This window comes from Streptomyces sp. LBL (genome assembly GCF_029893585.1).
Classification (GTDB): Bacteria; Actinomycetota; Actinomycetes; order Streptomycetales; family Streptomycetaceae; genus Streptomyces.
The window spans coordinates 37,401-44,350 of the sequence record NZ_JARXYX010000052.1; the positions used below are offsets into that span (position 1 = coordinate 37,401).

The window sequence follows — 6,950 nt, forward strand, 5'->3', positions numbered from 1 at the left end:
CACCTGACGGCACCGCAGCTCCGATCGCACCTTGCGCATCCTGCGGATGTTCCTCAACCGCCGCGCGTCGGGCGCCTATGAAGGAATCACCGTGGAAGGCGGCAACGTCGTCGTGATCAGCCTGGCCGTCTGCGCGCGAGCCGAGAGGCCGGCTGACTCCTACCGCCCTCGCTGAGCGCGCCTGGCCGTGCACGGGCCCTGCGGGCGGCTTCTGCCCACTCTGGCGCAGGACCTCGGTGCCACCACGCCACAGCCTCGCATAGGGTCACACACGAAAAGACCGAATACGAATCGGTTAACCGGAACTCTGCATCGAATCTCGGAACAATTCTTATTCTGAGTAAAAGAATTCCTCCTCTGTTGTTCTCGGCGGAATTCTTCTGTCGAAAGGGGTGTGATCCGCAGCCGCGTGACCGAGGCAACTGGTAGATCACGAACTGCCGCGGGTCAGCCCGGACGGAGGCCTGGTTGGCCCCGGATGTCAGAAAAACGGTCTCCATCGCTACTCCTTATCGGAGCGAGGGCACCGGCCCTTGCCGGAGGAGGAACACAGCGTCGTGGACAGCACAGTTGTCAGCGCGGCAATGACCGTGGCCGCGTGCTCGGTCGGAGGCATCGCTCGGGTGCTCGTGGCCCGGATCACCGCCCGGGCCCTGTTGAGGAGGGCTCGCATCGAAGAGCAAGGCCGCACGGCCCGCGTCAACGCGCTATGGGAGGGCGGTACCTTGCAGGAGCGGGACGAGACGGGCCGTCACCTGGCAGTGCGTCAGGGAGCACGGGGGAGGGAAGACAGCCGTGGATCGTATGGAGGATGACACCGCATCCGTGCCCGTTCCCGGCGCGCGGCACCAGGCAGCGACGCCGGCAGACATCGGCACTTCCTACCAGGAGGACCGGCCCTACCTCATCCGGTTCCTTCTGCGCCATGGAGCGGAATACCCGGAAGCCGAAGACGCCGTGCACAGCGCCTTCGTGGAACTGATGCGCTCAAAGCAGCCGGTGCGCAGCCCGCGTGCGTGGCTGCGCACGGTCGCCCTGCGGGCCTTCCTGCGGCAATCGGTCCCTGAGCAGCCTGAAGACGATCTTGCTGAGCGTCTGGCGGAGACGAGCGCGGACTGGCGCACCCCTCTGCAGGCGGCAGAACTGAACGAGCAGCAACGTTACGTCTTGTACACACTTCTTCAACTGCCCTTCAAACAGCGCAGTGTGATGGCCTGGCATCTCGACGGATTCTCCACCGCCGAGATCGCCGAATCGATGGGCCTGGAACAAGCGGCGGTTCTGCAGAACCTCTTGCGGGCCCGCCGCAGCCTCAAGCAGCAGCTCGGCATCACCGACCGAAGGAGGCCGCAGCGAGCAACGTCGAACGCACTCCCGATGACGAACTGGACCTGCTCCTCGGACAGATGGACGCCTCGCTCCTGCAGGCTGTCCGGACCCGCATCATCCCGCAGGGCTCGGACGCCGACCACGGCCATGGCACAGTGCCCCGAAACGGGACCCACCCACGCCGATGTGGACCAGGACACCGACGAAGCACTCGACCATGTACTGGGCACGGCCGACGACGCATTGCTGACGGCTGTCGAGAATCGCGCCCGCCGCCCCGCCAACCTGCCCGCTGAGCCCGCCGACGTACACGAATCAGATGGAGCCGCTGAAAGGATTGAGGGGCAGGGACACCCGTACAGGACCGGAACAGTCAAATGGTTCAACGCGGAAAAGGGGTACGGCTTCATCTCGGTCGATGCCGCCGACGGTAGCCCGTCCGTCGACGTCTTCGTCCACTACAGCGCTATCCAAATGGACGGACACCGAACCCTTGAGGAAGGACAGCGTGTCCAGTTCACCATCTCGCACGGCCAGAAAGGACCCCAAGCGGACGGCGTGAGGTATGTGAACGGATAAACAGTCCCGCGTCCACACACCGATTTCTGCCAGATAGGGACTTGCAGACTGTCACCGGACGCAGAGACGCGATGTTCGGCGGGGCGCCAAATTCTGGAAGGAAGGACACCACAGGCTCGTACACGGGGCAGGTGAGACGGGCCGGCCACGAGCACGCGGCCTCGATCCCCTGGTCCAGCGAACATGCAGCGTCCTCCCGGAACGGTACCGGCGCACCGGTCTGCCGTCTTTGCCGTAATCCCGAGACGTCCGTCAGCTCCCGTAGGCGTCATCGATGGCTCCGGCGTTGATCAGGGCCACACGCAATGCCGCACGCTCGGGGGTGTTCTCGGCGGGTGCCGCGGCATAGAGGTCGGCAGCGCGGCGGACGGTCCTGGCCCGATAACCGTTGGCCGGCCCGTGGCCGAGGGCAGCGGCAGCGATGAACTGGGCACCAGGAGAAGCGGGAGTGCGGGCGGCGCGTTTGACCAGGTAGTCGGCTTCTTCCAGGTCGGGCTGCTGGGTGAGAGTGGCGACAGTGAGCTCCAGCCACAGGTCCTGGTCAAGACAAGCGGCGAACACGAAATGCCCGACCCCGCGCAAGGCGGCAGCCGGCAGACCGGCACCCAGGGCAGTACGCCACAGACCAGCGGCCCGCTCGGTCACCTCGCCGCTCTCTGACCGGGCGGTGTAGGTGGCGAGCTGGGACAGCATCGCGGATACGGCCACGGCCCCGCCGGCGCAGCCGGCGAGTCCGGCGAGGAACTCCGCGGCAGGGCCGAGGGGTTCGGCATTGTCCAACAGCGGAAGGAAGACCCGGCAGAGGGAGCCTTCGGCGTCCGGCGCGCACAGGACACGCCACAGACCGGTGTGGTCCAGCCGGGGCAGCAATGCTGCGTCGGGCTTGCCGTGAGTCAGCCAGACACGCGCAGGGCGCCATGCCGGCTCCAAGGGCAGGAGTGTGTCGATGTGGTCGGCCGTCCAGGTGGGGTCGCAGCGGTGGAGCAGGGTGAGGCAGAACCCGATGACCGCGAGAGCCTGATCGTCGGCCGGCTCGGCACCCAGCAACGCCTCCAGCGTCACCGTCAGCTCCTGGGGCAGACCGCCCGCGGTGCGCTCCGCAGACTGGACGCCCCAGGCGGTCAGGGAGAGCGGGGCGCTGCCGCCGGGCGCCGTCGTGGCCGCGCCCAGTGGGGAGGAGGTGCCCAGACGCGGGGTGCTCCAGCCGGTGACCAGATCACGCAGCCACGCCACGGCATCCGCTTCCACGGCCTCCAGGGACGCGCCAGTATCCCAGGCGGACCCGTGGTCGAGGCCGGCGGTGGCGATGAGCTGGGCGGCGGGGGTGCGGGCGGCACGTTCGGCGACGTGGTCAGCGTCTTCCAGGTCGGGCTGTTGGGTGAGGGCGGCGGCGGTGAGTTCCAGCCAGGTGTCCTGGGCGAGGCTGTCGGCGAAGGCGAAGTGCCCCACTCCGTGCAGTGCGGCAGTCGGCAGGCCGGCATCGAGTGCGGCGCCCCAGACGACGGAGACCCCCTCGGCCACCTCGTCGCTTTCGGCGCGGGCGGTGTAGGTGGCGAGCCGGGACAGCATCACCGAGACGGCCTTGTCTCCGCCCATGCAACCGGCGAGCCCGGCGATGAATGCACCAGCAGGGCCAAGGAGTTCGGCCTCGTCCAGAAGGGCCAGGAAGACCCGGTCGAGAGCGCTCTCGGCATGCGGCGCGCATAACGCCTGCCACAGACCGGCACGGTCCAGCCGGGCCAGCAGGGCAGGGTCGGGTCTGCCATGGGTGAGCCAGCTGCGCGCGGGACGCCACGCCGGATCCAAGGGCAGCAGCGCGTCGGCGTGGTCGGTGACCCAGACAGGGTCGCAGTGGTGAAGCTGGCCGAAGCCGATGATGGCAAGGGCCTGATCGTCCGGCTCAGCGCCCAGCACCTCCTCCAGTACCGCCGTCAGCTGCCCGGGCAGTCCCACCGGCGAGGGACTGCCCGGGCAGTCCCTCGCCGGTGCGCGCCGCGTGCTGGATGCCCCAGGCGGTCAAGGACAGCAGGGCGCTGCCGCCAGGCGCCGTCGTGGCCGCGCCCAGCGGGGAGGAGGTGCCCAGGCGCGGCGTGGACCAGTCGGTGATGAGGGCACGCAGCCAGGCCACGGCGTCCGCCTCCACTGCCCCCCAGGGATGCGCCGCTGTTCCAGAGCCGGTGCAGGAGGTTGGAGATGACCAGCTGCAGCCGCGCCTCGTGCGGCACGCCGGCCTCCTGCGGACGTACGGCGAAGGCGGCCTCGGCGAGAGGGCCCAGCAGACCGGGGCCGAGGCGGCCGCCCGCAGCGGCGTGGTGGAGAGCATTGAAGTAAGCGGTCTGCAGGGCCGGGCGCGCGGCGGCCGTGGCCACCGTGGTCGGGTCGGCGGCCCAGGCATCCGGGTCCTGGGTGGCGAGCTCGCCGAGAAGCGCGGCGCGCGCACCATCCCCGTCCTCGTCTTCGTCGTCGAGGGGCACCGGAGTAGCGGCGAGCTCGGCGACGGCTGCCGCCACTCCATCGGCCTGCACGCGCGCGGTGAAGGCTTCCAGGGGCAGCCCGCCATAGGACTCCACCCAGCTAGTGATCTTCACAACGGGCCCGGGCAGCTCGGCCGGCGGCCCGTACTTCTCCTCCAGCAGGGCCAGGACCGGCTGCCAGGGCGCGCGCACGGCCTCGGGCAACACGGGGGACAGGCCCCGCACAATTCGCCACCGGCGCGGCACCGGCCCAGGGAAGGCGTCGGCCCAGGCCCCATCTCCTGCGCGGCGGGCGGTGCGCCCAGGCCCTCGGCGAGCGCCGCCTCGAGCTCAGCCCGCAGCTCTTGGGGGTAGTGGGCGTCCAGCAGGGCGAGGAAGCTGGCGAGGTCTGCGCTGGGCCACTTCCCGCACGGCATCGATCGCCACCTGCCACCATCCGGCCGCAGCCTCGGGATGTTCTCCGTCGAGGGGCCAGGACTCGGCCAGGTGCACGGCCACCAGCCGCGTCCGGTGCTCGGTGGCGGGCAGCTTGCCGTGCACGCCCCGCAGCCGCTGCGCGACCGGCACGCCCAGCCACGCCTCGGCCAAGGCAAGATCGAGCACGGCCCGCATCAGCGTCACGACGATGGCATGCGGCGGGTCGGCCAACGTAACCTCGCCGAGGTCGTTGACGATCTCGGCCCGAAAACGCGCATCCTCGTCGCTGAGATGATCGGCCAGCACGCTGGCGAGCGCAGAACGGGTGATCACGCCCAGCCGGTCCACCCCGGTGCGCAGCCGCCCACCGAGTGGGCGGTATCCACGAGCGCCCGCAGCAGCAGCCCGCTCTCACTCGAGCGTCGTGAACTCCCCTACCTGCAGGATGCTTTCGAGCACGGCGACCCACGGCCCAGTACGCGACACGCATCAGGACGAACCGGTCCGGCTGCGCCCGCACCATACTCGTCAGCAGCGCACACGCCGCCATGCCCGCCGCGCTCACCACGGCGACCGCCTGCGACAGCGCACCCAGCCCCTGCGCACGGATCCGCGTCCAGACGTTCCTCCACCCAGGCACACACCAGCTCCGGCTCCTGGGCCAGCAGCCGCCGCAGATACGGCGCGGTCAGCCAGCGGCCTTCCTCGGGCAACAGCCGGTACAGCGGCAGCAGCCCAAGGCAGCGCCCACTGACCGCAGCACTGAAGAAGTACACCCCCGCCCGCGGCTCGGTCATCCGCGCAACCTCGTCCGCGTCCTGCTGCACCGACACCTCCAGCCGGGCCAGCTCCCGCAACCGGTCCGCCCGCTCGGGCAGCCCCAAAAACAGCTGCTCCATGGCGGCCGTGACGTCGTGGAACTGGCGGCGCGCCTCATCGGCACCACCGCTGGAGCCGTGCAGCACACTGGAAGCGCTGCTGTAGAGCGCTCCAACTGCGGGCCGCCTCCGTCTCGACCAGCCCCATCTCCTGCCGGGTCTGTTCGGGCCACCAGGTGCCCGATCTGCCGGGTGCGGAACCCGACGCGCTCAGCTTGCTCGGCACGCAGCTCCTCGACCGCACCCACGAGGACATCAAGATCTCCGGCACCCACCCCGCCCTGCTGCCGCCAGGCAGCAGCCACGGTCCCAGCCGCCTCGGTCACCGCCTTGGTGGCACTACGCAGTCCAGGAAAATCCTCACCGGCGATGCTGAGAACACCGTCCAGCGCACCCCGCAAACACGACTGCGCCACCTCATAAGGAGCCCGGAACTCCGCAGGACGGTTCAGGACATGGGCGGCATCCAGCAACAGACTCAACGCCCGCTGCCCGTTGCCGCCTTGAGCCTGCAGCGCCGAGACGAGCTCCGCACACAGCCGACGACGGCTCGGCCTGTTCACCGCCAGAAAAGAGGATTGGACACCAGCCCGTCGTAGCCGCCCATTCCTCCCACAACGCCCCAGCCTCGACAGCGGCAGACACGGCCGCCGACACCACACCCATGCGCCGCCCACCCACCCCGCGACTCCTCGACGGCAAGACCGCGGCCACCTCAACCCATGACATCCCGCATCCCAAGAATGACCGATCCGCACAGCCCTCAAGTCAAGGAAAAGCAAGCCAAGTTCGACAACTCGAACCCACCCAGCGCCGCCAGGCGCCAGCAACCCACACCTACACCCAGGGCACACACGACACCACCCAGGCACAGAGCCAACCAACCCCCACAACACCCCGCGGGCCACCAGGCCCGCGACACCCGCACCTCAACTTCCAGTCACGCCAGCCAACATGACACCACGTCACATCCAACAGTCAGTCAACAACCGGAGCGCACCAGCGCTCCGACAAAACCACACAACACCAAACCCAAGAAAGGGCCGCGCCAGCGGCCCAACAAAACCAAAACAAGAATTTTGCCGCCAGGCAAAATACAGAAACCCAAACTCCAACCCACAACCCAGAATTTGCCGCCAGGCAAATTCACACGCAAAACCAAGGGCCGCGCCAGCGGCCCGGCATAAACCACAGAGAATTTCGCCGCCAGGCGAATTCCGGGGCGAGGAATTCCGCCAGGAATTCCCAAAGGGGCTTTATGCCCCTCCGCCCC

8 protein-coding genes and 1 pseudogene are annotated in these 6,950 nt (G+C 68.7%); 4 read left to right on the forward strand and 5 right to left on the reverse strand.

Annotated features, from left to right (window positions below):
* Positions 1-31: 31 nt before the first annotated feature.
* The 3 genes and pseudogenes from M2271_RS39940 to M2271_RS39950 all read left to right on the forward strand — a co-directional run bounded on the left by M2271_RS39940 (position 32) and on the right by M2271_RS39950 (position 1,908).
* Positions 32-175, forward strand: coding sequence for a hypothetical protein (locus M2271_RS39940; protein ID WP_280892376.1), 144 nt, complete (start codon positions 32-34; stop codon positions 173-175).
* A gap of 629 nt (positions 176-804) precedes the next feature.
* Positions 805-1,314 (forward strand): annotated as a pseudogene (locus M2271_RS39945) (sigma-70 family RNA polymerase sigma factor); the annotation flags it as partial.
* Between the two features lie 351 nt (positions 1,315-1,665).
* Positions 1,666-1,908, forward strand: a complete 243-nt coding sequence (locus M2271_RS39950) for a cold shock domain-containing protein (RefSeq protein WP_280892386.1) — start codon at positions 1,666-1,668, stop codon at positions 1,906-1,908.
* A gap of 252 nt (positions 1,909-2,160) precedes the next feature.
* Here M2271_RS39950 and M2271_RS39955 read toward each other — a convergent pair whose 3' ends face one another.
* The 4 genes from M2271_RS39955 to M2271_RS39970 form a co-directional block, all read right to left on the reverse strand.
* Positions 2,161-3,861 (reverse strand): hypothetical protein, encoded by a 1,701-nt coding sequence (locus M2271_RS39955; protein WP_280892378.1) that lies wholly within the window; start codon positions 3,859-3,861, stop codon positions 2,161-2,163.
* Entirely contained in the window at positions 3,840-4,589 is a 750-nt protein-coding gene (locus M2271_RS39960) for a hypothetical protein (RefSeq protein WP_280892380.1), read from the reverse strand. The genes M2271_RS39955 and M2271_RS39960 overlap by 22 nt, the downstream gene beginning before the upstream one ends.
* A 123-nt stretch (positions 4,590-4,712) precedes the next feature.
* Positions 4,713-5,132 (reverse strand): hypothetical protein, encoded by a 420-nt coding sequence (locus M2271_RS39965; RefSeq protein ID WP_280892381.1) that lies wholly within the window; start codon positions 5,130-5,132, stop codon positions 4,713-4,715.
* Between the two features lie 101 nt (positions 5,133-5,233).
* The gene (locus M2271_RS39970; protein ID WP_280892382.1) at positions 5,234-5,764 is read right to left on the reverse strand and encodes a hypothetical protein; all 531 of its coding nucleotides are present in this window, start codon (positions 5,762-5,764) and stop codon (positions 5,234-5,236) included.
* Positions 5,765-5,853: 89 nt separating this feature from the next.
* Between M2271_RS39970 and M2271_RS39975 the strand changes: the two genes are divergently transcribed.
* Positions 5,854-6,276, forward strand: a complete 423-nt coding sequence (locus M2271_RS39975; RefSeq protein ID WP_280892383.1) for a hypothetical protein — start codon at positions 5,854-5,856, stop codon at positions 6,274-6,276.
* A 383-nt stretch (positions 6,277-6,659) separates the two neighbouring features.
* On the opposite strand, the gene M2271_RS39980 is transcribed toward M2271_RS39975, so the two are convergent.
* The coding region (locus M2271_RS39980) for a hypothetical protein (protein ID WP_280892384.1) at positions 6,660-6,950 on the reverse strand (291 nt) is incomplete at its 5' end.